The organism is Burkholderia metallica, from assembly GCF_902832845.1.
Lineage (GTDB): Bacteria > Pseudomonadota > Gammaproteobacteria > Burkholderiales > Burkholderiaceae > Burkholderia > Burkholderia metallica.
In genome coordinates this window covers 92,137-115,409 of record NZ_CADFDB010000009.1, presented here as the reverse complement: position 1 = coordinate 115,409, position 23,273 = coordinate 92,137, and the positions used below count along the sequence as shown (strand labels likewise).

Sequence of the window (23,273 nt, the reverse complement as noted above, 5' to 3'; positions counted from 1 at the left end):
ACCGACATGACAGCAAAGCAACCTGAACGGCGCGTGCGCATCGGCGCGGGCGCCGGCTACTCGGGCGACCGGATCGAGCCCGCGGTCGAGCTGGCCGAACACGGGCAGCTCGACTATCTCGTCTTCGAATGCCTGGCCGAGCGCACGATCGCGATCGCGCAGCAGGCGCGCCGCGCGGACCCGGCACTCGGCTACGACCCGCTGCTCGATGCGCGGATGCGCGCGGTGCTGCCGGTCGCCGCGCCGAAGGGCGTGCGCATCGTGTCGAACATGGGCGCGGCGAACCCGCGCGCGGCCGCGCGGCGCACCTCGCAGATCGCGCGATCGCTCGGCTTTGCGCACCTGAAGGTCGCGGCGGTCGAAGGCGACGACGTGCTCGACGTCGTGCTGCGCGGCACGTTCCGCTTCGAGGAATCGGGCGACGACGTCGCCGCGTATCGCGACCGCATCGTGTCCGCGAACGCGTACCTCGGCGCCGCGCCGATCGTCGACGCGCTCGCGGCCGGCGCGGACGTCGTGCTGACCGGGCGCGTCGCCGATCCGTCGCTGTTCGCCGCGCCGCTGATACACGCGTTCGGCTGGCGGATGGACGACTGGGACACGCTTGGCGCGGCGACCGTCGTCGGCCATCTGCTCGAATGCGCGGGGCAGGTGACGGGCGGCTATTTCGCCGACCCCGGCTACAAGGACGTGCCGAACCTCGCGCGGCTCGGGTTCCCGATCGGCGAAGTCGCGGCCGACGGCACGGTCGTGATCACGAAGGTGCCGCACGCGGGCGGCCGCGTGAGCGCGGCGACCTGCAAGGAACAGCTGCTCTACGAGATTCACGATCCGGCACGCTATCTGCAGCCCGACGTCGTCGCGGATTTCACGCAGGTGGCCGTCGTCGAGGAGGCGCACGACCGCGTGCGCGTGACGGGCGGGCGCGGCACCGCGCGGCCCGACACGCTGAAGGTGTCGGTCGCCTACGTCGACGGCTGGATCGGCGAAGGGCAGATTTCGTACGGCGGCCCGGGCGCGCTCGAACGCGCGCGGCTCGCGCTCGACATCGTCCGCGAGCGGCTGGCATTGACCGGTGTCGCCGCGACCGAGTTGCGCTTCGACCTGATCGGCGTCGATGCGCTGTACGGCGACGCGACGCCCGACCGCCGCGGCGAGCCGGCCGAGGTGCGCGTGCGGGTGGCCGGCCGCGCGGCGAGCGCCGCCGAAGCGGCGCGCATCGGCAACGAAGTCGAGACGCTCTATACGAACGGGCCGGCCGGCGGCGGCGGCGCGTTCAAGTCGACGCGCGAGGTGATCGCCGTGCAGTCGGTGCTGCTGCCGCGCGCGGCCGTGACGCCGTCGTTTTCATTCGTGGAGGCATGATGCAACTGCGTGAACTCGCGCATGCGCGCACCGGCGACAAGGGCAACACGCTGAACGTGTCGGTCATCTGCCGCGACCCGCGTCATTACGATCATCTGCGCACGCATCTGGACGCCGACACCGTGAAGGCGTGGCTCGCGGGCATCGTGCATGGAGACGTCGTGCGTTACGAGCTGCCCGCGCTCGGCGCATTCAACTTCGTGCTGCGCGATGCGCTCGGCGGCGGCGTCACGCGCTCGCTCGCGCTCGATGCCCACGGCAAGTCGGTCAGTTCCGCGCTGCTGGCGATCGAGGTGCCGGCCCCGGCGTGACGGAGGTCGCCGCCGGAGCGGGGCGCGCTTACGGAATCAGCAGCTCGCGAAGGCCGCTGGCGTGCTCGATGCGCTCGCCGGCAACGTGCAGCCGCTGATCGCGACGATAGTCGTAGACCGCGCGCGACGCGGCGAGCTGGTCGAAGTCGAGTTCGACCGCGTGGCGCGATTCGGTATTGCCGGCCTCGAAGATCAGGTTGCCGAACGGATCGGCGGCGAGGCTGCCGCCTGCGAACACGACGTCGTGCGCGCTGTCGCCGACGCGGTTGGCGACCACCGCGAACACCTGGTTCTCCATCGCCCGCGCGGTGGCCGATGTGCGGTGGACGGCGCGGTACGGCTCCATGTTGCCGTCGGTGATCAGGATCAGCTCGGCGCCGAGCGCGGCGAGCGCGCGGCCGGTTTCGGGGAATTCGTTGTCGTAGCAGATCAGCAGGCCGATCCGCACGCCGCGCCATTCGATCGTCGCATAACGGTCGCCGGGCAGCACGACGCCGCGCTCGCTCACCCACAGATGCGTCTTGCGATAGCGCAGCGCGATGCCGTCCGGCGTGACGAACACGGTGGTGTTGTAGAAGCGGCCGCCGTCGTTCTCGATCAGCCCGACCACGACGGCCACGTCACGCGCCCGCGCGGCCGCGATGACCGCGCTGACGCTCGGGCCGTCGAGCGGCTCCGCGCATTCGGCGAGATTCGACGGATCGAGGAAGCCGGTGAGCTGCGCTTCCGGAAACATCACGATGTCGGTGCCGGGCGCGCAGGAGGCGATCGCTTCGAGCGTGCGCTGCAGGTTGTAGTGCGTGTCGCCGTCGCGGCCGGCGAGCTGAACGATGTCGAGCTTGAGTTTCATGGCGATGTCGGTGGCAGAGGCCCGTCGCCGATGGCGCCGGAAGGGTCGGTAAGAGGCCCCAGTATGCGCCGAAGCGGCGGATTTCCCATCCCGCCGGCGCGTTAACCCTTCGGGGGTATTGATCTGCGACGCTACCGGTGGCGGCGTGCGCCGGCCCGCGTGATTCGCGACGCGTGTCAGGCGCCGGTCTGCGCGTTCAGGAACAGCGAGAACAGTTCCGATTGCGAGTTGATCGCGAGCTTCCCGTAGATGTTGCGGCGATGCACCTTGACCGTCTCGGCGGAAATCGACAGCTTGTTCGCGACTTCCTTGTTCGAGCGGCCGCTGAGGATCAGCCGGATCACGTCGAGCTCGCGTGCGGTGAGCGGCGTGCCGAGCCGCGCCATCGCGTGCTCGAAGCGGTCCTGCGCACGGGCGCCGGCCCGCGGCGGCACCGCGGCTTCGGCGGCGGCCGGCTCGAACGCGAGCCGCTGCCGCATCAGCCCGGCTACCCACGGCCGGATCAGGTCGAGCAGCGCCACCTGCTCGGGGCCGAAGCGCCGCTTGCTGCCGAGCGACAGGCACAGCGTGCGCGCATCGTCGAGCACGACGTTGAACTGCACCTCGTCCTCGACGACGTTGTGCGTGAAATAGCGCGTGTAGTACTCGGTGTCGCGAAAGCACTCGGGCGCGACGTCGGACAGCCGGAACAGGCCGCTCGCCGGCGCATCGCGGTTCGCGATGTAGAACGGATCGAGCAGGTACAGCCCCTGCACGTAGTCGCGGAACAGCGGGTCGGGGCCGCCGCCTTCGTACGGACATTCGGCGAGCACCTGCGGGCGGCCGTCGCCGAAGATCAGCGCGACCCAACTGTCCACCGCGACGTATTCCTCGATCAGCCGGATCAGTGCCAGCCAGAAGCCCGGCTGATCGAGCGACTCGATGAGCCGCCCGACCGACCGGTGCCATGCGACATCCTGCAAGGTGAGGTTCATGCGTGTTCCGGGTCGGGCGGGACCGGTCGGGGCGCATCGTGCCGTCGTGCCGTACGCATCGACCGGACCCTGGAATGAAGTACGAGATCGTAACGCCGGACGACGCGGATGGCGAGGCCGCGCACCGTCTCCGTCTCCTGATAAGCTATCGCGATTCCGAGAGGGAGCAGTCGTCGACTCCCAGTGCCAAGACCAATTCCAAGACCGATAGCGATATGACAACGATGCCTTTGATGGGCCAGCCGCTCGACACGTTGATGAATCGGCTCGAAGCCGATCTTGAAGAAAGCGACTCGAGTCGCGCGAGTGACCTTGCGGCAAGACTGCGGGCCCAGCCGTTGCGTGCCGATTCGCTCGACGCGATCGCACGCCTGCACACACTCTGGATGCACGCCGGCGATCCGGCCGCTGCGCGCGCCGTGCTCGATGACGACGGCGCGGCCGTGCATGACGCGGCGCCACCCGACGCGCGGCCCGATATCCGCATGCAGCTCGCGCTGTACCGGCTGCAGGTCGCCCGGCACCTGGGCGAGAACGACGCCGTCAAGCACGCGATCGGCGAGATGCACGACGTCGTGCGCACGTCGCCGACACTCGATGCCGATCGTTTCGTCCGCGCACGCATTCTCGATACGCTCGAATACGATCACGCGGAGCACGCGCTCGACGCGATCGAACTGCGGCATGCGTTGAATGGCGCGCTTGCCGACCGGGCCGCGTTTCGCGCGCGGGACGAGGCGAACCGGCAATGCCTGCGTGCGTGGGCGCTGCGGCGGCTCGGCCGGGACGACGACGCGCGGGCGGCGGCCGAGGCCGCGGTGGCGGCCGTCGCGTCGGCAGGGGCGGACCAGGACATCGATGCCGATGACTGGCTGCGGATCGGCCACGCGATGATCGAGATTGCGCCGCTGCAGTTCGACACGATTCGCCAGGCCGTCGAGTCGCGCATAGCCGACTCGGCACTGCCGCCGCGCCGCGAGGCCGAGGTGAGGCTCGCGCGGCTTGCCGCGCGAGCGGCATACGCGCAAGGCGATCTCGATGGCGCGCTCGCGCGTTGCGAGATGGCGCGTTACAGCCTCGAGTCGGACGGCGGGGATGATTTCATCGAATACGAGCTGCCGTGGTTGCTCGAGGCCGGCCGCTTCGACGACGCGGGGCGGTGCGCGTTCTTCCACGTGTACCAGCTCGAAAGCAGCATGCTCGACCGGGTGGGGCGGATCATCCATGCACGCCTTGCCGAGCCGACCGATACGTCGGTCTGGTGGCCGCTGTGCGCAATGCGCGCAGCCGGTTTCGAGCCGACGCTCGAGCGACTCGTCGAGCTCGGCGCGCAAGAGCGCGATGCGCTGGCCGCGCGTTCGCCCACGCATGCCGAGATTTTTGCCGTGCTGGGCTCGCTCGACGGCGATGCGTTGCGTTACGCGGTGGCCGACGCCGCGCGCGAGGTCGCGCTGCGGCGCGCGCCCGGTCATCCGTGGATCGCGCGGCTCGCGGCGGTCTACGATGGCGAAACCGGCCGCATCGACGCGACGACCCAGGCCGCGCGCCTGCTCGCCGCCGCGCAGGAAGGCGAGATGCACGACAACCGCACTGCGATCATGCTGACCCAGGCGCGCATTGGCGCGCTGGGCGTCGCCGCCGCGCTGAAACTGCCGCTGCCGCCGTCGCTGCGCAGCGGCTTGTGGAGCTACGTATTCTCGGCCCGGGTCGAGGACCTGGCCGAGGAGGCGATCGATGCGCTGCCGGCCGCAGAACAGGCGCCGGTGCGCGCCGACCTTCAGCGCCTGCGGATCGCCGCCTACGAGCAGGGCCGCGCGCGCATGGAACGCTTCTTCGAAACCGGCAAAGGGCACCCGTACGACGCGTGTGCGCACCTGTATTCGATGCTCTGCAACAACCTCGCGATTCTCTACCGCGACGAGGACCGTTACGACGAGGCGCTGGTCCTGCATCGCAACGGGATTGCGGCGAGCTCGTTTGCCGAGCATTACTCCGGTGTCCGCTACGTGCTCGCCTGCCAGGGCAAGGACGACGAGATGGTCGAGGCCGCCGAGCAGCTCTGGCATTACGCCGCCGAATACGGTTTCAGCCGGCATGACCCGAACTGGTACGTGCGCGACGTGGTGCGCGCGCTGTATCGCCTCGATCGTTGCAACGAACTGCCGATCTGGCTCGAACGCCTCGTCGGCTGGCAGCGGGAACACGACCAGGTCGACGGCAGCCTGCCCGACGAGGCGCTGATCGCCCGCTTCGTGTTCGCGTCCCACATGGCGGCGTCGCATCCGGACCAGGCGTCGGCGCTGTACGACGCCGCGCGCGGGCAGGCCGATACGTCGAGCGATCTGGACGTGCTGATCCGGGCCGCCGATGCGGCATACGAACTAGGCCGCCGGTCCGATGTGAAGTATTTCTACGAGCGCGTGCTTGCCGGCAACCGGCACGCCGCCGAGCCGCTCGACCTGATGGAAGACGTGATCGAGCGACGGATACGGGAGGCCGATGCGCCGGCCTCGCCGGATTCAGCGACCGCCACGCCGAACAAGCGCTGGTGGAAGTTCTGGCAATGACGGCAGCAGATCGGCGGGCCGGCTACGCGCCACGCAACGCGCTGAACGCCGATGCGCTGAAAGCGGCGATTGCCGCCCGCAGCACCGCGCGGGGCGACGCCGACGCAGTGCGCGCGTGGCTGCTCAACCATTTCTACCGGCATGTCGTCGCGAACTTCGAGCCCGCGCGCACGATCGGCTCGCTCGACGATGCGCGGCAGGCGCTCGGCCAGGCCGCGCCGCCGGCGTGGGTCGCGCGACGCTTCGGGCCCGGCGCGAAGACGATCGGCGAAGCCGACGCGGGCAGGCAGGCACCCGTCGTCTGGGTCGACCCGTCCGATCCGCGTCTCCTCGCACTCGAAACCACGCTCGTCGAGTTTCTCGAGTCGCGCAAGGGAACCGGGCTCGAGGGCAAGCTCGACCGTGTCAATTGCCCCCAGGCGCTCGCGATGTGGGAACGCGAGCATGCGGAGATGGCGTCCCGGATCGCGCGCGGCTGGCGCGAGAGCCAGCCCGATGCGCTGCGCACGTGGTGCGAAACCGCCAACGGACGCTTTGTCGAATTCCTGCCCGACAGCCCGCTGCTGCGCGCCGAAATGGCGTTCGAGAGTTACGTGATGCGCCATTGCCTCGGCCAGTTCGCGGACCGGCAAGCGCTGGCGGGCGGCTACGGCGGGCGCTATGCGGAAGCGATCGAAGCGCGCCGGCTGCGGTTGCTGAGCTTCCGGGATGCGGGCGGCCAGCCGCACATTACGATCAGCGTCGAGGTGCGGGCGGACGGCGGCCTCGACGTCGATCAGGTCAAGGGCAAGCAGAACCGGCCGCCGGTCGAGCGCTACGTCGACGACGTGCTGGCCTGCCTCAATGCGCTGGGGACGACGGATCGCACGCCGCCCGACTGCATCGCGCTCGGTGTCGTCCATACGCCATCGGGGTGGTGCAGGATCGAGGACGTGACGGATGCCGCGTCGCAAGCGCGGCTCGTTGCGCGCCATCCGCAATTGTTCGGCCGGCTCGCCGAGCCGACGCCGACCGTCGAGTGGCTGGTCGCCGCGCGGCAGCCTGAACTGCTGCAGGCGTGGCCGCCGCGTGCCGGTTCGGTGCGTTACGCGGTGCGCGCGACGCTGGCGCCGGCCGTGCCGTCCGCACCTGAGGACGCCGCGCCGCCGGCCTTTGCAACCGAGGACGTGCACTGGCCCGGTTACGTCGCACCGCGTGGCGTCGGTGTCGCGCAATGACGGGGCGACGACCATGATATTCAAGGTGATCATTGCCCTGTTCGTGCTGTGGCGCATCGTGCGCTACTTTCGCCGGCGCGGTGGGCGCTATTCGGCCTTGTCGGCCCGCAAGCATTGGGCGCTGCTGCTCGCGCATCCGTACGTGGACGCGACGGAATTCTCGGGTTTCGACGATGCGGACACGAGCCACCTGAACGAGACGTCGCGCAAGTTCTTGCGTGCCCAGATGCTGCACCAGATGGAGTTGCGCACCGACGCGACGGACGACGATGCGCGCGCACATCTGGCGCGCGTGCTCGAGACGCAGTGGTTTCGCGCCGACCTGCATGCGCTGCAACCGACCGACGACCCGCGTGCGGCGCTTGCGTTCGCCTGTGCGCGGATGGCGTTCCTCGCGCGCGTGGCGATGCTGATGGGCTGGACCGAACGGGACACCGCTTGGCGCGTGTTGTTGCTCAACGCGCAGCGCGCCCAGGATTGTTTCGACAGCTGGGCGGATTTCGGCCACGCCTACGTCGCGGGCCGCAAGCAGTGGGTGGCCGGATTTCGCGCCGATCCGTTTGGCAAGGCGTTCGACGATGCGACGCTGCAACGCTGGCTCGCACCGGGTGACGGTGCGTGGGGGCAGGCGCCGTGGCCTGGGCTGGCGGCGTTCGATCCCGAGCCGGTCGCGCAACCGCGTTGATGCGTGGATACCGCCGGTCGTTTTCCCGGGCATCGCTTTTTATCGCTATCGACACTGACATGATTTCATCCATTCATCCCCTGGTGCGACGCCTGGTGCTGCCCGTCACGTGCGCGGTGCCTGCGTTCGTGTTGCCGGCTGCGGCGCACGCGATCCAACCGGCTGTCGCCGACCCTGTGCTGCGTGCGTTCATCCACGACACTTACGGCGATTGGCGCACGGACCGCAAGGGCTGGCAGGCGGATGTGGACGATTTTGTCTATGCGTCTTGCGGCTCGCTGCGCGTGGCAACGGCCGACGGCCCGCGCACCCTGCTCGCGATGTGCGGCGAGACCGCGGCAGCGGTGCAGAACGGGATGCCGGGCATGGATTCGGACGCGACGACCGGCACGATCGACCTGTACGTGCTGAAACCGGCGGCCGACGGCAAGACGCTCGAGCCGGTCATGAAGAAAACGGAGATCGCGTCGGGCGGGCGCGGCGAGCCTGGCACCGTGCGCATCGAGCGGCTCGGGCCGCACCTTTTCGGTTTCGTCATCGGCGAAAGCGACACGCGGCAAGGCTATTCTCAAAGCTTCCGCGCGATCTGGCTGCCGGTCGGCAATGCACTGGTGCTGGCGGCGGCGCGCATCGACGAGGCGCTCGACAACGCTGAGTCGACCGAATGTGCGAACGCGCGGGCGCGCTGCGAGGAACGTCGCTTCGAGATCGCGCCCGACACGACCGGCGCCGGCGACGTCTATCCGCTGACGGTCACGGAAACGGGCATGCGCGGCGACAGGGCGATCCGCGCGCGCCATACGGTGAAGTTCGACGCGGCGCGTGGCCGCTACGTCGTGCCGAAGGCATTGCGCGAAGGGTACTGATCCTTCGCGCGCGGGAACGGGCGGCGTTGCGCCGCCCGCACATCACACGTACAGATACCGCACGAGGTGGAAGAACACCGGCGCGGCGAAGCAGATCGAGTCGACGCGATCGAGCATCCCGCCGTGGCCCGCGATCATCGAGCCCCAGTCCTTCGTGCCGAGCGAACGCTTGACGGCCGACAGTACGAGCCCGCCGACGAAGCCCGCGATCACGATCGCGAGCGAGATCCCGAACGCGGCGCCGAACGAGAACGGCGTCACGCGATAAAGCGATGCGCCGCACAGCGTGGCGAGCAGGCCGCCGCCGATGAAGCCCTCGATCGTCTTCGATGGCGATAGCTGCGGCGCGATCTTGCGCTTGCCGAACAGCTTGCCGACCACGTACTGCAGCACGTCGCTGATCTGCACGACGACCAGGAAGAAGAACAGCAGCAGCGCGTTCTGCCCGGTGTAGTGCGGAATGTCGAGGATCAGCACGGCCGGCGCATGGCTCAGCCCGTACACGCACACCATCAACGCCCAGTTGATCTTCGCGTTGCGGCTCAGGAAGTCGCGCGTGTCCTGCGTGAGCGCCGACACGAGCGACATCGCGAAGAACAGGTGCACGGGCACGAAGATCGAATACATCCCGTACCAGTTGATCCCGAGCAGCAGGTACTGCACGGGGATCGCGATGAAGAACGCGATGAAGAGCGTCGTATGGTCGCTCGCGGTGGTGGGCGTCAGCGTGATGAATTCGCGCAGCGTCAGGTACGACAGCAGCGCGAACACCAGATACGTGACGTTGTTGCCGAGGCCGATCGCGACGGCCATGATCGCGATCATCGCCCACCATGCGCGGATGCGCTGGTTCAGGTTGACGATGGTCGCGCTCGTGCCGCCGCTGCGCGCGCCGAGGATCGCGCCGATCACGGTCGCGACGACGAGCACGCCCGTGACGCCCGCGACCAGTTCCCAGAAAATTGTTCGCATTTCTTGATATCCGGAAAGGGAGAAGAGGGCGCCGCGTTCAGCCGGCCGGCCGCTGCGGCGGCGCGAGCGCGACGACTGCGTCGCGCATGCGGGCGAGGAAGGTCGGCTTGTCTTCCTGGGCGCCGAGCGCTTCGTTCGCGCCGAAGTGCACCTTGCAGATCAGCGGCACCGGCCAGATCGCGCCCTTCGGCATGATCCGTTGCAGGTTCTCGAGATAGACGGGCGCGAGTGCGACGTCCGGAAACTCGGTCGCGAGGTGGAACAGCCCGCTCTTGAACGGCTGCGGCAGGATCTCCGCGCCGCGCGTGCCTTCCGGGAAGATGATGATCGAATGGCCCTGCTTGAGCGCGTCGCGCACCGGGTCGAGCGGATCGCCGCCCGATTCACGGTGACGGTCGATCAGCACGACGTTTAGCAGCTTTTGCGCGATGTGGCGCTTCATGTCGCTGCTGTCCCAGTAGTCGCGCGCGGCGACCGGCCGCACGACCGCGCGCACGTTGCGCGGCAGCGCGGCGAGGATCGCGAGCGTGTCGATGTGGCTCGTATGGTTCGAGAAGTAGATCTTCTGCGTCGGCGATGGCGGCGCCTGATGCCAGACCGGATACGCGCCGGCGACGAGCCGCACGATGGACAGCAGGAAATCGCGCTGCCAGATGTTGAGGATGTTCATCGGCGCTGCGCCTCCTGCCTGCCTGCATGGCCCGCTGCGCGTGAGCGGCGGGTGGAGCCCCGGAATGCCGGCGCGGCAGGATGCGCGCCGGACGGCCCTTGTTTAAATTTTTTCAAATTCGTGGCTGCCTGTCGCAGGTCCGCGATAATCGGACGATTTGCCGTCTCACGCTGATGCGTCGCGGCGAATGAGCCGGACGGCGGCGTGATATTCGGCTGTTGCACGAGTGCCCGTTTGCAGTTCGAATGGATCTCGCTGCGATCGGGCCAGCGGATTATCGCGAGTTTCCGTCAAAAACGCCAGATTGGCGCCGCGCGGGCGGCCCGCGCGCGTGCTTGACGCATCGGGGCCGCTCGGCGACGATGAGGGCCGTCCCTGGAAGGCCGTCCAGGGCCGTTTCGCCGCCCGGGGCATGGCGGCGGCAAACGTATCCGACCGTGCCGTACAAATAGAACGATGAGCCTCTACGCACTCAAACCGAAATTCCAGAACCGTCTGCGCCCGTTCGCGAACGCGCTTGCCGAGCGCGGCGTCACGGCCAACCAGGTCACGCTGTTCGCGGCCGGCGGCTCGATCGTCGTCGGCGCGCTCGCCGGCCTCGGCGTATTTGCCCGCGCGCTGTTCCTGCTGATCCCGCTGTGGCTGTTCGCGCGGATGGCGCTCAACGCGATCGACGGGATGCTCGCGCGCGAGCACGACCAGAAGAGCACGCTCGGCGCTTACCTGAACGAACTCGGCGACGTCGTGTCCGACATCGCGCTCGTGCTGCCGTTTCTCGCGGTCCCGGCGTTCGCGCCGGCGGACGTCTGGCTGTTCGCGCTGACGGCGGTGATCGTCGAATGCGCGGGGCTGATCGGCCCGCTGGTCGGCGTGAGCCGCCGCTACGACGGCCCGTTCGGCAAGAGCGATCGCGCGCTCGCCCTCGGCGCGTTCGCGCTGTGGATCGGGCTCGGGTTGCCGGTCGGCGACGTGGCCGCGTGGCTGTGGCGCCTGCTGATCGTGCTGTCGATCGTGACGGTGGTGCGGCGCGTACAGGCCGGCATCGCGGAAAAGGGCGGTTGAACACGCCGTTCGGCGCGGTGGCGTAGCGGGCGCCGGAGGGCGGCGCACCGGGATTCGAATAACGAAACGAGAGAGATCGCATGAGCGCACGCACGGCACGCGAGGCCGACTTCATCACGCACGACGGCGAAACGCTGTTCTATCGCCACTGGCCCGCAACGGGCGCGCACTGCCGCGGCGCCATCGTGCTGCTGCATCGCGGCCACGAACATTCGGCGCGCGTCGCGCATCTCGTCGACGAGCTCGACCTGCCCGATTTCGCATTCTTCGCATGGGACGCGCGCGGTCACGGCCGCTCGCCGGGCGCGCGCGGCTACAGCCCGAGCGCGGCCGCTTCGGTGCGCGACCTGCAGACCTTCGTCGAGCATATCCGCGACACGCACGGCATCGCGATCGAGGACATCGCCGTGGTCGGCCAGAGCGTCGGCGCGGTGCTCGCGGCCACCTGGGCGCACGACTATGCGCCGCCGATCCGCGCGCTCGTCGTCGCGTCGCCCGCGTTCCACATCAAGCTCTACGTGCCGTTCGCGCGGCCGGGCCTGCGGCTGATGCACAAGCTGCGCGGGCTGTTCTACGTGAACAGCTACGTGAAGCCGAAATTCCTCACGCACGATCCCGAGCGGATCGCGAGCTACGCGTCCGATCCGCTGATCACGCGGCCGATCGCGGTCAACATGCTGCTCGACCTGCACGACACCGCGCGGCGGATCGTCGCCGATGCGGCCGCGATCACGGTGCCGACGCAACTGCTGATCTCGGGTGCCGACTGGGTCGTGCATCGCGGCCCGCAGGACCGCTTCTTCGAACGGCTCGGCGCGGCGCGCAAGGAGCGCATCGTGCTGCCGGGCTTCTATCACGACACGCTCGGCGAACGCGATCGCGCACAGGCGCTCGCGCCGCTGCGTGCGTTCGTGCTGCGCGAATTCGATGCGCCTGGCCCGCGCGTGTCGCTCGCCGACGCCGACCGGCGCGGCGCGTTCCACGACGAGTACGCGGCGCTCGGCCGGCCGCCGTCGAACGTGTTCGCGCGTGCGTACTGGGCGCTCACGCGAGCCGGCCTGAAGGCGGGCGGCGCGCTGTCGGACGGCATCGCGCTCGGGCTGCGGCTCGGCTTCGATTCGGGCTCGACGCTCGACTACGTGTACCGCAACCGCGCGCAGGGGCGGCTCGGTATCGGCGCGCTGATCGACCGCACCTATCTCGATTCGCCGGGCTGGGTCGGCATCCGCCAGCGCAAGGTGCATCTGCAGGAACTGATCGGCGCGGCGATCCGCCGCCTGCGCGGCAGCGGCGCGCCGGTGCGGATCGTCGACATCGCGGCCGGCCACGGGCGCTACGTGCTCGACGCGATCGCATCGGCCGCCGAGCGCGACGGCGCGGCGCCCGACGACATCGTGCTGCGCGACTACAGCCCGCCGAACGTCGAGGCCGGACGCGTGCTGATCGCGCAGCGCGGGCTCGAACCGATCGCGCGCTTCGAGCGCGGCGACGCGTTCGACGACGCGTCGCTCGCGGCGCTCGAGCCGCGGCCGACGCTCGCGATCGTGTCGGGTCTCTACGAGCTGTTCGGCGAGAACGCGCTGATCGAGCGCTCGCTGCGCGGGCTCGCGCAGGCGGTGCCGCCGGGCGGCTATCTGGTCTATACGGGGCAGCCGTGGCATCCGCAGCTCGAATTCATCGCGCGTGCGCTGAACAACCACCGCGGCGAGGCGACCTGGGTGATGCGCCGCCGCTCGCAGGCCGAGATGGACGAGCTCGTCGCGCGCGCGGGCTTTCGCAAGCTCGACCAGCGGATCGACGACATGGGCATCTTCACGGTCAGCCTCGCGCAGCGGGTCGACGCGTCATGAGCGCGCTCGGCGGCGGCGCGCGCGACCTCGCCGAATCGGCCCCGGCGGCCGGCGCCGGCGCGCGCCACGCGTCGTTCGCGCTGCGCGTCGGCTGGCTCGCCGTGATGGGCGCCGTGTTCTTCTCGACCTACGGCTTCGCGAACTGGCTCGCGGCACGCCGCGCGGCGGTGCCGACCTTCGCGTTCGGCTGGGAGCACGCGATTCCGTTCGTCCCGTGGACGATCGTGCCGTACTGGTCGATCGACCTGCTGTATGCGCTGTCGTTCTTCTTCTGGACTCGCCGTGCCGACCTGCTCGATCACGTGAAGCGGCTGTTGACCGTGCAACTGATATCGGTCGCGTGCTTCATCGCGTGGCCGCTGCGCTTCGGGTTCGAGCGGCCCGACGCGGGCGGCGCGGCCGGTGCGCTGTTCACGCTGCTGATGGGCTTCGACAAGCCGTTCAACCAGGCGCCGTCGCTGCACATCGGGTTGCTGGTCGTGCTGTGGGCCGTCTATGCGAAGCATGTGCGCGGCACGCTCGCGCGCGTCGTGCTGCACCTGTGGTTCGCGGCCATCGGCGTGTCGGTGCTGACCACCTATCAGCATCACGCGATCGACGTGCCGACCGGGGCGGCCGTCGGCTGTCTCGCGCTGTTCCTGTTTCCGCTGCGCGACGCCGCGGGCCGGCTGCCGGGCGCCGACGCGTCGCCGGGCGCGGCCGGCCGCGCGCTCGCGCGCCGCTATGCGCTCGGCGCCGCGCTGATGGCGTGGGCGGCCGTGTGGAGCGTGCCGCGCGCGCAGGGCTGGGCGCTGGCGGCAGGCTGGATCGCGCTGGCGCTCGCGTGCGTCGCATGGGCCTACCGGCGTGGCAATCCCGGCGCATTCCAGAAGGATGCGCAGGGCCGGTTTCCGGTGTTCATCCGCTGGCTGCTCGCGCCGACGATCGCCGGCGCGTTCGTCAATTCGCGACTGTGGACGTTCCGGCAGCCGGCGCCCGTAAGGATCGGTGAACGCGTGTCGATCGGCCGTACGCCGACGACGCGCGAGATCCGGCGCCACGGCTTCACCGCGCTGGTCGACCTGACCGCCGAGATGCCTCGCTGGGCCGCGGCCGAGGCGTCGCTCGCGTATGCGGGCGTGCCGCAGCTCGACCTCGTCGCGCCGACGGCCGCCCAGCTCGCGCAGGCCGTCGCGGCGCTCGAACGCCTGCACGGAGAAGGGCGCGACGTGCTGGTCTGCTGCGCACTCGGTTACGGGCGCAGCGTGCTGTGCGCGGCCGCGTGGCTGGCGATGCGGCGCGGGCTCGGCGATGCGCGCGACGCGCTGGCCGCGGTGCGCGCGGTACGGCCGCATGCGGTGTGGTCGGACGACGGCGTGGCCGTGCTGCAGCAATGGATCGATCGCCGCGGCGGCGTGGGACGCGTGTGATGCGCGATCCGTCCGCGCCGTTCCGGATTGCCGCCGCGCGCGGCGCGCTCGATGCGGGCGCGTGGGCGATCGCGGCCGCGCTGGCGGCGGCCGGTGCCGGCTGGTGGATCGCGTCGGGCTGGGCGCCGACGATCGCGCGCGTGCTGCTGGCCGTCGTCAGCACCGGGTCGGGGATCGCGGCGCTGTGGTACGCGGTGCGGATCGAGATCGACCGCCGGCTGTTCGCCGCGCTTGCGCGCACGGCGGCAGGCGGCGCATCGGTCGACGACGGGCTCGCGGCGCTCGACCGCGCGCTCGCCGATCTCGGCTGGATCGACGCATCGAAGGCCGCACGCGCGCTCGACGCGCGCGTGCGCGGGGCGGTCGGGCTGTGCCGCGCCGGGGTGCTCGTTGCGATCGTGCAGTGGCTGGTCGTCGGGATCGCGATCGCGGTGCCGCAGGTCGGCTAGCCGTGCTTGCGCGCCGTACGTGCGCGGCGGCAGGCGACACCGGGCGATTGACGAGCGCCCGCGTGTCGGTAGCGGGGTGGCGATGTCGACGATTTGATACAGGTCAGTTTTCGGTGAAAGAAAGCCGATCCGGCGGCGCGGGATTGCGGTAGCATACGCGCCGCCTCGCGGCAGCGCGTTCCCGGGCGGTCTGCAACGGACCGCCGGCCGGCCGCACCGCGCCGGCGGCATGCCGTTCGGCCTGTCCGCCGACAACGGCGCAATTCTTACCATTCGTCCCGTTCATGCAGCAGTTCGTGCCGAAACGAGGCTTTTTCGCCTCACCGTTGCGAATCGGGGTAAGTTTTGTCCTATTTTTGAGATAGTGTGACGAATAGGCGAGCGCCGGTGCCAGGCGCGCGCAACGCGAAGACGGTCGATTAAAGAATTCGCCGCATCGTTTCGATAAACGAACAGGCCAGTTAGATATGAGGGGAAGCAGTGGGGATGTTCACTCACGAGCATGGCTGCTTTGCGCGCATCGGTTGCGATGCGACGGATGACGGGGCGATCCTGACGAAACGGAGCGGCGCATGAAGCCGGCCGTCTCGCTGCTCGTCCTGTCGGGCGCGCTGGTCGGCGCGTTTCACGCGGCCGCGCTGTCGGCCGCGCCGATCCCGGCCGTGCCGGCTACCGGTGCGGCTGCTGCCGCGTCCGGCGCTGCGCCGACATTGGCTTCGGCGTCGGTGCTCACGGCCACGCCTGCCGCGGCCAGCGCGGCCGCGGCCGCGGCCGGCCTGCCGTCGACGACGGTGCGCGTGCCGTTTGCGTCGCTCGGCGCGTTCGATCCGCTGCGCCTGCGCGGCGCCGACGACGCGCGCACGATCAACGCGGGCGTGCGGCTCGACCGGGTGGTCACCGGCGCGCGGCTGCGCCTGACCTACGCGTATTCGCCGTCGCTGGTGTTCCCGATGTCGCACCTGAAGGTGTCGGTGAACGGGGAGGTCATCGCGACCGTTCCGTTCGACGCCGCGCAGGCGGGCCGCACGGTCACGCAGGAGATCCCGATCGATCCGCGCTACTTCTCGGATTTCAACCAGATCGGGCTGCGGCTGATCGCGCACTACACGCTCGACCATTGCGAGGACCCGGCGAATTCCGCGCTGTGGGCCGACGTGAGCCCGAAGAGCGAGCTGATCCTCGACGAATCGCCGGTGCGCCTGCCGAACGATCTTGCGCTGTTGCCCGCGCCGTTCTTCGACCGGCGCGACAACGGCCGCGTGCGGCTGCCGTTCGTGCTGCCGGCGTCGCCCGATTCGGCGACGCTGCGCAGTGCGGGCGTGCTCGCGTCGTGGTTCGGCGCACTGGCCGACTACCGGCACGCGCGCTTTCCGGTGTCGTCCGGGCTGCCGGCCGACGACCAGGCGGTGGTGATCGGCACGGTGGCGACCCTGCCGGCCGGCCTCGCGCTGCCGTCGATCAACGGCCCGCTGCTCGCGATGACCGACAACCCCGCGGCGCCCGGGCGCAAGCTGCTCGTCGTCACGGGCCGCACGGCGGCCGAGGTCGACGACGCGGTCGCGACGCTCGTGCTGGGCCGCGTGGCGCTGTCGGGGCCGGCGGCGACGGTCGCGCACGTCGATCTCGGCGCGCCGCGCAAGCCGTACGACGCGCCGCGCTGGCTGCCGGTGAACCGGCCGATCGCGTTCCGCGAGCTCGTGTCCGATACGCGCGAGCTGGAAGTGCGCGGCACGTCGCCCGACGCGATCCGCCTGAACCTGCGCGTCCCGTCCGATCTGCATTCGTGGAACGGCGCGGGCGTGCCGATCACGCTGCGCTACCGCTACACGGCGCCGACGGTGCAGGACAACTCGACGCTCGCCGTCGAGATCAACGACCAGCTCGTGAAGTCGTACCGGCTCGGGCCGGCCCATGCCGAGGACGCGCGAGGCCGCATGCAGCTGCCGCTGCTGTCGGTGCCCGAAGGGCGCGTGACGAGCGACGTCGACATCCCGGCGTTCCGGGTCGGCAGCGGCAACCAGCTGCAGTTCCGCTTCACGCTCGACTCGCAGAAGACGGGCCTCTGTTCGAGCACCGCGACCGAGCCGCAGCGCGCGGCGATCGATCCCGATTCGACCATCGACTTCTCGCATTTCGTCCATTACGCCCAACTGCCGAACCTCGCGTTCTTCGCGAACAGCGGCTTCCCGTTCACGCGCTTCGCCGACCTGTCGCAGACGGCTGTCGTGATGCCCGAGCGGCCGTCGCGGCAGGAGCTCGAGGCCTATCTGACGATGCTCGGTCACATGGGCGAATGGACCGGCTTCCCGGCGCTGCGTGTGCAGGTCGCGCGGCCCGGCGACGTCGCCGCGCTGTCGGGCAGCAAGGATCTGCTCGTGATCGACGGCTCGCCCGCGTCGCCGCTGCTCGCGCACTGGCGCGCGGCGCTGCCGCTCGTGATCGGCGAACAGGGCAGCGCGGGCGGTGCCGGCGCCGCGCGCGTCGCGTTCTCGGTGAAGGAGCGCTGGCGCAACGGCGTCGGGCTGGCCGACGGCGGCGCGCACATCGAGCAGACGGGCCCGCTCGCGGCGCTCGCCGGGTTCGAGCTGCCGGGTAGCCACGGGCGCAGCGTCGTCGCGCTGACTGCGACCGACCCGCCGCGCCTCGGCGATCTGCTCGACGTGTTCGAGAACGCGGGGCTCGTGTCGCAACTGCAGGGCGACCTCGCGCTGGTGCGGCCGGGGCAGGTCGACAGCCTGCGCGTCGGCGAGCCTTACGTGGTCGGCTTCGTGCCGTGGTATGCGCGCGTCTGGACGCACGCGGCGCGGCATCCGGTCGTGCTCGGCGCGGTCGGCGTCGTCGCGGGGCTGCTGCTCGCGCTCGGCGTGTTCAGCGTGCTGCAGCGCATCGCCGCGCGCCGACGGGGGATGTAACGGATGGCGCGGGCAATGGCGAAGCGACGGGCAATGCGGCCGGCGCGGCGCGTCGGCGCGGTACTCGCGATGGCGGCGGCGTTCACGTGCGCGGCGGCCGGCATGGCCGCGCGCGCGCAGGCTGCAGGAGCGGGTGCGACCGGTGCGGCCGACGCGGGATGCGGCGCGGCATGGCCGCGCTGGGACGCGTTCAAGCGCGATTTCATCTCGGCCGACGGCCGCGTGATCGACGTCGGCTCGGCCGATTCGCGCACGGTCTCGGAGGGGCAGGCGTATGGACTTTTCTTCGCGCTGGTCGCGAACGACCGGCGCACGTTCGACACGATCCTCGCATGGACCGAGAACAATCTCGCACAGGGCGACCTGAGCGCGCATCTGCCGGCGTGGCTGTGGGGCCGCGCGCCCGACGGCGCGTGGCGCGTGCTCGATGCGAACGCGGCGTCGGATGCCGACCTGTGGATCGCCTATGCGCTCGTCGAGGCCGGGCGGCTGTGGCACGAGCGCAGCTACACGGCGCGCGGCGCGCTGCTCGCGAAGCGCGTGCTCGACGACGAGACGGCGAGCGTGCCGGGCCTCGGCCTCACGCTGCTGCCCGGGCCGACGGGCTTCAAGCTCGCCGACGGGCAGTGGCGCGTGAATCCGAGCTATTCGCCGCCGCAGGTGATCCGCGCGCTCGGCGCGCGGCTGCCCGACGACCGGCGCTGGGCCGCGCTCGCCGCCAGTACCGGGCGCGTGCTGCTCGACACCGCGCCGAAAGGCTTTTCGCCCGACTGGGCGCTGTATCGCGCGGGCACGGGTTTCGGTCCCGATCGCGACACCCGTGCGGAGAGCGCGTACAACGCGATCCGCGTGTATCTGTGGGCCGGCATGCTCGATCGCGCCGATCCGCTCGCCGCGCCGCTGCTCGCCCGTTTTGCGCCGTTCGCCGATTACATCGCCGAGCATGGCGCGCCGCCGGAAAAGGTCGATACGACGACGGGCGTCGCCGGGCCGAACGACGGCAACGGCGGGTTCTCGGCGGCGGCCGTGCCGTTCCTCGACGCACGCGGGCAGCGCGCGCTCGCGGACGCGCAGGCGGCGCGCGTCGATACGCTCGCGCGCCAGTCGGCGCCCGGTTACTACACGAGCGTGCTGACGCTGTTCGGGCTCGGCTGGCGCGACGGCCGCTACCGGTTCGGCGCGGACGGCACGCTCGACCCCCGCTGGGGAGGCCGTGCATGCGCCGCCCGCTGAAGCGCGCCGCGCCGCACGTCGCGGGATTCGCGTGGCTCGCGTCGTCGGTGTGCGCGGCGGCGCCGGGCACCGTGCCGGAGGCGGCGAAGGCGAACCCCGCGACGTCGGCGACGCCCGCGACCGCCGCGTCCGCCGACGCGCAGCGCCTGCTCGACACCGCGCGGATGTGGGGCGTCAAGCATCGCGACGACCTCGCGCGCGATGCGCTGCGCAAGGGGCTGCTGATCGCGCCGGGAGACCCCGGGCTGCTGGCCGAGCAGGTGCGTGTGCTGTTGCGGCTCGGCGACGCGCAAGGCGCGCAGGCGTCGCTCGCGCGTCTGCAGGCGCAGTCGCCCACGGCGCCCGCCACGCGCCGGGTGGCGGACGAATACCGCGTCGCGACGAGCGGGCGCGGCGAGATGGCGCAGATCCGCCTGCTCGCGCGCAGCGGCCGCGCCGACGAGGCGGCCCGGCGGATCGTCGCGCTGTTTCCGAACGGCGCGCCGTCGGGCGCGCTCGGCGCCGAGTATTACCAGATCGTGTCGAATGCGCCGGGCGGCCGCGAGCCGGCGGTCGCCGCGCTGCGCCGCGCGGTCGCGGCCGATCCGCGCGACACGAGTGCGGCGATGGCGCTCGCGCGGCTGCTGAACCAGCGCGCCGACACGCGTCCGGAGGCGAACCGGATCGCGTGGGCGCTCGCGAAGCGCACCGACGCCGACCATACGGACGCGATGGCGTTGTGGCGGCGCGTGCTGCAGTCGGCCGGCAGCGATCCCGCGTATCTCGATGCGCTGCATGCGTATCTCGCGCTCGTACCGGACGATACCGAATTCGTCGACCGCGCCGCGGCACTGGATCGCCAGCGCGACGCACAGCGCCAGCTCGAACGCAATCCCGACTACATTGCGCAGCAGCGCGGCCTGCGGGCGCTTGCGCGCGGCGACCTGGCCGGCGCCGATCCGCTGCTTGCGCGCGCCGCTCGGGCGCGGGCGGACGACGCCGACGCGGTCGGCGGGCTCGGCCTGCTGCGGCTGCGCGAAGGCCGGCACGACGAGGCGCGCGCGCTGTTCGCGCGCGCCGCGACGCTGTCGGCCGACCAGCGCGGCAAATGGCAGGGCCTCGCGCGCACCGCGCAGTTCTGGGGGCTGCTCGCGCAAGGCCGCGCGGCCGCCGCGGCGGGCCGTGCGCAGGACGAGGAACGCGCGGCCCGCGCGGCGCTCGCGCTGCAGCCGGACAGCCCGGACGCGAAACTTCAGCTGGCCGATGCGTTGCTCGCGCAGCGCGACTGGGCGCGCGCGGAGCCGTTACTGCGCGAACTGCTGGCCCGGCGTTCGCCGGACCTCGCGGCCGTGCGCGACACGGCCACCCTGTATGAGCGCACCGGCCGCGCGGACAAGATCGGCCCGCTGCTCGACGCGCTGCAAGGCCGCGTGACGGGCCGCGACGATCGGCGCGCGCTCGACGGCCTGCGCGCCGGCGTGCTCGCGGACCAGGCGCGCGCGCTTGCGGACCAGGGCGCCCGTGGCGCGGCCGCGCAGCGCTACGAAGCCGCCGTGCGGGCGGCGCCCGACGCACCGTGGACGCGCTTCGCGCTCGCGCGCCTCTATCGCGACATGGGGCTGCGCCAACTCGGCCGCACGGTGATGGACGACGGGCTTGCGCAAGGCGATACGCCCGAAATGCGCTACGCGACCGCGTTGTACCGCAATTCGATCGACGACGTCGCGGGCGCGCAGGCCGCGCTCGCGCCCGTCGACGACGCGCACCGCTCGGACGGGATGCGCGCGCTCGCGCGCAAGCTCGATGCCGAACACGCGCTGGCCGATGCACGCGGCACGCTCGCGCGCGGCGATCGCGCGGCCTTTGCCGCGTCGCTCGCGCACGCGCAGGCGAGTGCGCCGGACGATCCCGACATGCTCGCCGCGATCGGCGCGCAGTGGATCGACGCGGGCGAACCGGACAGCGGCCTCGCGCCGTTGCGCGACTGGATCGCCGCGCATCCGCGCGAAGCCGATACCGATGTGCGGCTGCGCTACGGCGACCTGCTCGGCAGCGCGGGGCGAGACGACGCACTCGTCGCATGGCTCGACACGCTGCGCCGCGAACCGTCGCTGACTCCTGCGCAGACGGCGAGGATCGAGGACCAGTCGCTGCGGCTCGTGCTGCGGCAGACGGACGACGCGATCGCGCAGCGCGACTACGCGCGGGCACGCACGCTGCTTGCTGGCGCGAGCCCGGCCGGCCGCGCGGACAAGCGCTATGCGCTCGAGCTGGCCGATCTCGAACGCGCGCAGGGCCGTTACGACGCCGCGCGCGATGCCCTCGCGCCGGTCGTCGCGCGCATGCCGGAAGACGCCGATACGCAGCTCGCGCTCGCCCGCATCGACGAAGACAGCGGCAACCGTGCGGCCGCGCTCGCGCGCGTGCAGGCGGTGCTCGCCCGCACGCCCGACGACGACGTCGACACGCAACTGTCGGCCGTGCGCCGCCTGAACGCGCTGCGCCGCCCGGACGACGCCGCGCAGGTGACCGACCGGCTGCAGGCCGCGTATCCGGCGCGCGCCGACGTGACGGTGGCCGCCGGGCGCGTGGCCGAGACCCAGGGCCGCTACGACGACGCGGCGTCGCTGTACCGGCTGTCGCTGTCGCAGGAACGCGCGAGCGGCGTGAGCCCCGGCCGCGACGGCCTGACGCCCGCGCAGGCCGCGTTCGCGGATCTCGCGCAGCGGCGCAATCCCGAGATCGAGACCGGCTGGACGCCCGCGTACAAGTCGGGCGACGAAGGCGTCTCGTCGTATCGCGCGCAGCAGGTGCCGATCTACGTGCAGATGCCCGTGCGCTACGACGGGCACGTGTTCGCGCAGATCGACACCGTGCATCTCGACCCGGGCACGCTCGATACGAGCAATCCGAACGCGTATGTGCTCAATACGTTTGGCCGCTACGCGGCGCTGAACGCGCAGAACGCGCTGACGCCCGCGTCGATCGCGAACCCGCCGGGCTCGCTGCACCAGTCGGCGACGGGCGTCGCGCTCGGCGCCGGCTATCTGTCGGACGCCTGGCGCGTCGATCTCGGCACGTCGCCGCTCGGTTTTCCCGTGCACTACCTCGTCGGCGGCGTGCGCTATCGCTTCGACGCGGGCCCGGCCGGGTTCTCGGTGAACGTGTCGCGGCGGCCGGAAACGAGCAGCGTGCTGTCGTACGCGGGGATGCGCGACCCGTGGACGGGCGAGGTCTGGGGCGGCGTGCGCCGCGACGGCGTGAACCTGCGCGCATCGGTCGACGTCGGCCGCACGAACCTGTTCGCGGAACTCGGCACGGGCGTGCTGTCCGGGCGCAACGTCGAGCGCAACGCGGAAGTCACGCTGCGCACGGGCTTCACGGTGCCGGTGTACGAGCGCGCGGCGATGAAGGTCAGCACCGGGCTCGTCGGCAATGCGTGGCATTACGCGCAGAACCTGCGCTACTACACGTACGGGCAGGGCGGCTACTACAGCCCGCAGCGCTACCTGTCGCTCGGCGTGCCGATCGAATGGGCGGGGCGGCACGATGCGCTGTCGTGGGACCTGACCGTCACGGGCGGGATCTCGAACAGCTATGAAAAGGATTCGCTGTATTACCCGATGTCCGCCGACCAGCGGGCCGCGCAGGTGGCGGCCGGGTTCGTGTACGCGGGCAGTTCGACGCGCGGCGTGTCATTCTCGTACGGCGTCAACGGGATCGTCGAATACCGCGTGAACCCGCACCTGAGCGTCGGCGCGCAACTGCACGTCGACCGATCGCACGACTACGCGCCGAGTTCGGCGCTCGTGTATCTGCGCTACGCGTTCGACGCGCGCGCGCAGCGCAGCTGGCTCGTCACGCCGACGCCGGTACGGCTTTATTCGGATTACTAGGTGACT

17 protein-coding genes are annotated in these 23,273 nt (G+C 70.9%); 13 read left to right on the top strand and 4 right to left on the bottom strand.

Going from position 1 to position 23,273, the window contains the following annotated elements:
- Nucleotides 1–6: 6 nt before the first annotated feature.
- Together HWX08_RS23935 and HWX08_RS23930 are read left to right on the top strand one after the other, a co-directional pair.
- The gene (locus tag HWX08_RS23935; RefSeq protein ID WP_174922294.1) at nucleotides 7–1,365 is read left to right on the top strand and encodes an acyclic terpene utilization AtuA family protein; all 1,359 of its coding nucleotides are present in this window, start codon (nucleotides 7–9) and stop codon (nucleotides 1,363–1,365) included.
- Entirely contained in the window at nucleotides 1,365–1,676 is a 312-nt protein-coding gene (locus HWX08_RS23930) for an AtuA-related protein (RefSeq protein WP_069257978.1), read from the top strand. Before HWX08_RS23935 ends, HWX08_RS23930 begins: the two co-directional genes overlap by 1 nt.
- 28 nt (nucleotides 1,677–1,704) lie before the next feature.
- Here the strand turns inward: HWX08_RS23930 and HWX08_RS23925 are convergent, their stop codons facing one another.
- Both HWX08_RS23925 and HWX08_RS23920 read right to left on the bottom strand, forming a co-directional pair.
- Nucleotides 1,705–2,526, bottom strand: coding sequence for a carbon-nitrogen hydrolase family protein (locus HWX08_RS23925; RefSeq protein ID WP_174922295.1), 822 nt, complete (start codon nucleotides 2,524–2,526; stop codon nucleotides 1,705–1,707).
- A gap of 176 nt (nucleotides 2,527–2,702) precedes the next feature.
- The gene (locus tag HWX08_RS23920; protein WP_174922296.1) at nucleotides 2,703–3,500 is read right to left on the bottom strand and encodes a helix-turn-helix transcriptional regulator; all 798 of its coding nucleotides are present in this window, start codon (nucleotides 3,498–3,500) and stop codon (nucleotides 2,703–2,705) included.
- A gap of 215 nt (nucleotides 3,501–3,715) precedes the next feature.
- Here HWX08_RS23920 and HWX08_RS23915 point away from each other — a divergent pair, with 215 nt between their 5' ends.
- The 4 genes from HWX08_RS23915 to HWX08_RS23900 are packed head-to-tail and all read left to right on the top strand — an operon-like array spanning nucleotide 3,716 to nucleotide 8,835.
- The gene (locus HWX08_RS23915) at nucleotides 3,716–6,067 is read left to right on the top strand and encodes a hypothetical protein (RefSeq protein ID WP_174922297.1); all 2,352 of its coding nucleotides are present in this window, start codon (nucleotides 3,716–3,718) and stop codon (nucleotides 6,065–6,067) included.
- Nucleotides 6,064–7,284, top strand: a complete 1,221-nt coding sequence (locus HWX08_RS23910) for a hypothetical protein (RefSeq protein WP_208454961.1) — start codon at nucleotides 6,064–6,066, stop codon at nucleotides 7,282–7,284. Before HWX08_RS23915 ends, HWX08_RS23910 begins: the two co-directional genes overlap by 4 nt.
- A 25-nt stretch (nucleotides 7,285–7,309) precedes the next feature.
- Nucleotides 7,310–7,969, top strand: coding sequence for a DUF1266 domain-containing protein (locus tag HWX08_RS23905; protein WP_226261757.1), 660 nt, complete (start codon nucleotides 7,310–7,312; stop codon nucleotides 7,967–7,969).
- Nucleotides 7,970–8,028: 59 nt separating this feature from the next.
- Nucleotides 8,029–8,835 carry a topoisomerase IV gene (locus HWX08_RS23900; RefSeq protein ID WP_244122765.1) on the top strand — a complete coding sequence of 269 codons (807 nt, stop codon included), beginning with the start codon at nucleotides 8,029–8,031 and terminating at the stop codon, nucleotides 8,833–8,835.
- Between the two features lie 42 nt (nucleotides 8,836–8,877).
- Here the strand turns inward: HWX08_RS23900 and HWX08_RS23895 are convergent, their stop codons facing one another.
- Together HWX08_RS23895 and HWX08_RS23890 are read right to left on the bottom strand one after the other, a co-directional pair.
- On the bottom strand, nucleotides 8,878–9,807 hold the full coding sequence (locus HWX08_RS23895; RefSeq protein ID WP_069256375.1) for a phosphatidate cytidylyltransferase: 930 nt from the start codon (nucleotides 9,805–9,807) through the stop codon (nucleotides 8,878–8,880).
- A gap of 37 nt (nucleotides 9,808–9,844) precedes the next feature.
- Complete coding sequence (locus HWX08_RS23890; RefSeq protein WP_069256376.1) at nucleotides 9,845–10,477, bottom strand: lysophospholipid acyltransferase family protein; 633 nt, start codon at nucleotides 10,475–10,477, stop codon at nucleotides 9,845–9,847.
- Nucleotides 10,478–10,933: 456 nt separating this feature from the next.
- Here HWX08_RS23890 and HWX08_RS23885 point away from each other — a divergent pair, with 456 nt between their 5' ends.
- From HWX08_RS23885 to HWX08_RS23855, 7 genes are all read left to right on the top strand, one after another.
- On the top strand, nucleotides 10,934–11,539 hold the full coding sequence (locus HWX08_RS23885; protein ID WP_069256377.1) for a CDP-alcohol phosphatidyltransferase family protein: 606 nt from the start codon (nucleotides 10,934–10,936) through the stop codon (nucleotides 11,537–11,539).
- Between the two features lie 80 nt (nucleotides 11,540–11,619).
- Nucleotides 11,620–13,389 carry a bifunctional alpha/beta hydrolase/class I SAM-dependent methyltransferase gene (locus HWX08_RS23880; protein WP_174922298.1) on the top strand — a complete coding sequence of 590 codons (1,770 nt, stop codon included), beginning with the start codon at nucleotides 11,620–11,622 and terminating at the stop codon, nucleotides 13,387–13,389.
- Entirely contained in the window at nucleotides 13,386–14,798 is a 1,413-nt protein-coding gene (locus HWX08_RS23875) for a phosphatase PAP2/dual specificity phosphatase family protein (protein WP_175807091.1), read from the top strand. Before HWX08_RS23880 ends, HWX08_RS23875 begins: the two co-directional genes overlap by 4 nt.
- Nucleotides 14,798–15,247: a hypothetical protein gene (locus HWX08_RS23870; RefSeq protein ID WP_175807089.1), complete on the top strand. Its 450-nt coding sequence runs from the start codon at nucleotides 14,798–14,800 to the stop codon at nucleotides 15,245–15,247. The genes HWX08_RS23875 and HWX08_RS23870 overlap by 1 nt, the downstream gene beginning before the upstream one ends.
- Nucleotides 15,248–15,819: 572 nt before the next feature.
- Nucleotides 15,820–18,159: a cellulose biosynthesis cyclic di-GMP-binding regulatory protein BcsB gene (gene bcsB / locus HWX08_RS23865; RefSeq protein WP_175807086.1), complete on the top strand. Its 2,340-nt coding sequence runs from the start codon at nucleotides 15,820–15,822 to the stop codon at nucleotides 18,157–18,159.
- A gap of 3 nt (nucleotides 18,160–18,162) precedes the next feature.
- On the top strand, nucleotides 18,163–19,392 hold the full coding sequence (gene bcsZ, locus HWX08_RS23860) for a cellulose synthase complex periplasmic endoglucanase BcsZ (protein ID WP_069256382.1): 1,230 nt from the start codon (nucleotides 18,163–18,165) through the stop codon (nucleotides 19,390–19,392).
- On the top strand, nucleotides 19,377–23,267 hold the full coding sequence (locus HWX08_RS23855) for a cellulose synthase subunit BcsC-related outer membrane protein (protein ID WP_175807084.1): 3,891 nt from the start codon (nucleotides 19,377–19,379) through the stop codon (nucleotides 23,265–23,267). Before bcsZ ends, HWX08_RS23855 begins: the two co-directional genes overlap by 16 nt.
- Nucleotides 23,268–23,273 lie beyond the last annotated feature (6 nt).